Annotated in this window: 3 protein-coding genes; all 3 read left to right on the forward strand. The window is 73.7% G+C overall.

Annotation, left to right across the window (positions count from 1 at the left end; all coding sequences use genetic code 11):
- On the forward strand, nucleotides 1–642 hold a 642-nt coding region (locus GUY61_RS37485), incomplete at its 5' end, for an EboA domain-containing protein (RefSeq protein ID WP_208106941.1).
- A complete protein-coding gene (locus GUY61_RS37490) occupies nucleotides 642–1,496 on the forward strand; it encodes a TatD family hydrolase (protein WP_166634754.1) in 855 nt (284 codons plus the stop codon). The genes GUY61_RS37485 and GUY61_RS37490, both read left to right, overlap by 1 nt.
- Nucleotides 1,497–1,503: 7 nt before the next feature.
- A partial coding sequence (eboE, locus tag GUY61_RS37495; RefSeq protein ID WP_166634755.1) for a metabolite traffic protein EboE occupies nucleotides 1,504–2,434 on the forward strand: 931 nt, incomplete at its 3' end.

Here is a 2,434-nt window from a genome sequence, read left to right on the forward strand (position 1 = left end):
CCCGCACACCACCCGGCCGGCAGTCTCCGGAGGCCCTCGCCGGCCGGCCCGCCCGCCGACTCACCCACCGACGCCCTCGCGGACCCGCCCGCGGGACTACCCGAAGCCGCCCGCGTCTGGCTCGAGCGGGTGCTGGCCGGGACCGAGACGGCCCCCGGCGCCTGGGAGACCGCCTTCGCGGAGGCCGGCCGCCGTGCCGGGCCCGGCCACACGGACGCCGTCCGCGTCCTGCTGCTACGCAGCATCGGCCCGGACGCCGCCACCGTCTCCCGGCTCTACGAGCGCGGCTCCGCCGCCGAGCGCCGCGCCGTGCTCCTCGCGCTGCCGCACCTGGACCTCGGCCCCGACGCGGTGCCGCTCGTCGAGGACGCGCTGCGCACCAATGACGCACGCCTCGTCGCCGCAGCGCTCGGCGACTACGCCGCCCGGCACCTCACGCCGCACGCCTGGCGGCACGCCGTCCTGAAGTGCCTGTTCACCGGTATTCCGGTGCGTGTCGTGGCCGGCCTCGCCGACCGGGCCCGGGGCGACAGCGAACTCGCCCGGATGCTCGGCGACTACGCCGCCGAACGCACCGCCGCCGGCCGGGCCGTCCCGGAAGACCTGCACCGCGTACTGGCCCTGACCCGCATGGAGCCCTGATGCGCATCTTCGACCCCCACATCCACATGACCTCCCGCACGACCGACGACTACGAGGCGATGCACGCCGCCGGAGTCCGGGCCGTGGTCGAGCCCGCCTTCTGGCTGGGCCAGCCCCGCACCTCGCCGGCCAGCTTCTACGACTACTTCGACGCCCTCCTGGGATGGGAGCCCTTCCGCGCCGCCCAGTTCGGCATCGCCCACCACTGCACCCTCGCCCTCAACCCCAAGGAGGCGAACGACCCCCGCTGCCTGCCCGTCCTCGACGAACTGCCCCGCTACCTGGTCAAGGACCACGTCGTCGCCGTGGGCGAGATCGGCTACGACTCGATGACCCCGGCCGAGGACCACGCCCTGGCCGCCCAGCTCCAGCTCGCCGCCGACCACGGCCTGCCCGCCCTCGTGCACACCCCGCACCGCGACAAACTGGCCGGGCTGCGCCGCACCCTGGACGTCGTGCGCGAGTCCCACCTGCCGCCCGGGCGCGTCCTGCTCGACCACCTCAACGAGACGACCGTCAAAGAGGCCGACGCCGGCGGCTGCTGGCTGGGCTTCTCCATCTACCCCGACACCAAGATGGACGAGGACCGCATGGTCGCCGTCCTCAAGGACCGCGGTACCGAACGCGTCCTGGTCAACTCCGCAGCCGACTGGGGCCGCAGTGACCCGCTGAAGACACGCAGCACCGGCGAGGCAATGCTCGCGGCCGGCTTCACCGAGGACCAGGTCGACCAGGTCCTGTGGCGCAACCCCGTCGCCTTCTACGGCCTCAGCGGCCGCCTCCACCTCGACGTCCAGGACCCGTCCACGCCCGCCACCCACGAGGGCAACTCCGTACTCCGCGGCGGAAAGTGAGCCACCCATGCGCTTCCGCCACCCCGACGGATCCACCATCCACCTCGCCTACTGCACCAATGTCCACCCCGCCGAAACCCTCGACGGCGTCCTCGCCCAGCTGCGCGACCACTGCGAACCCGTCCGCCGGCGCCTCGGCCGCGACCGCCTGGGCATCGGCCTGTGGCTGGCCAGAGACGTCACCCGCACCCTGACCGACGACCCGGGCGCACTACGCGACCTGCGCACCGAGCTGGACCGCCGCGGCCTGGAAGTCGTCACCCTCAACGGCTTCCCCTACCAGGGCTTCGGCGACCGCGTCGTCAAACACCGCGTCTACCGGCCCGACTGGACCGAGGCCGCCCGCCTGAACCACACCACCGACCTCGCCCGGCTGCTTGCCGCACTCCTGCCCGACGACGTCACGGAAGGCACCATCTCCACACTGCCACTGGCCTGGCGCACCGCCTTCGGCCCGAAGCGGCACGCCGCCGCCGTCGCGGCCCTGACCACCCTCGCCCAGCGCCTCGACGCCCTGGAAGAACTCACCGGCAAGTCCGTCCGGGCCGGCCTCGAACCCGAACCCGGCTGCACGATCGAGACCACCGCCGACGCCGTCGCCGCCCTGACCGGAGACGGCGCCCCGCCTCCTTCACGCATCGGTGTCTGCCTGGACACCTGCCACCTCGCCACCTCCTTCGAAGATCCACGCGCCGCGCTGAACACCCTCACCACCGCCGGCGTGACCGTGCCCAAGGCCCAGCTCTCCGCCGCCCTGCACGCCGAGCATCCGCACCTCCCCGAGGTGCGCCGGGCGCTCGCGGCCTTCGCCGAGCCGCGCTTCCTGCACCAGATCCGCACCCGTGACACCACCGGCCTGCACGGAACCGACGACCTCCCCGAGGCCCTCGACCCGCCGGGCGCCCTCCCCGACGGCACACCCTGGCGGGCCCACTTCC

This window comes from Streptomyces sp. GC420, from assembly GCF_009916105.1.
Lineage (GTDB): Bacteria > Actinomycetota > Actinomycetes > Streptomycetales > Streptomycetaceae > Streptomyces.

Coding starts and splice junctions, on each gene's coding strand:
- GUY61_RS37490 (WP_166634754.1), top strand. CDS start 642: ATGCGCATCTTCGACCCCCACATCCACATGACCTCCCGCACGACCGAC.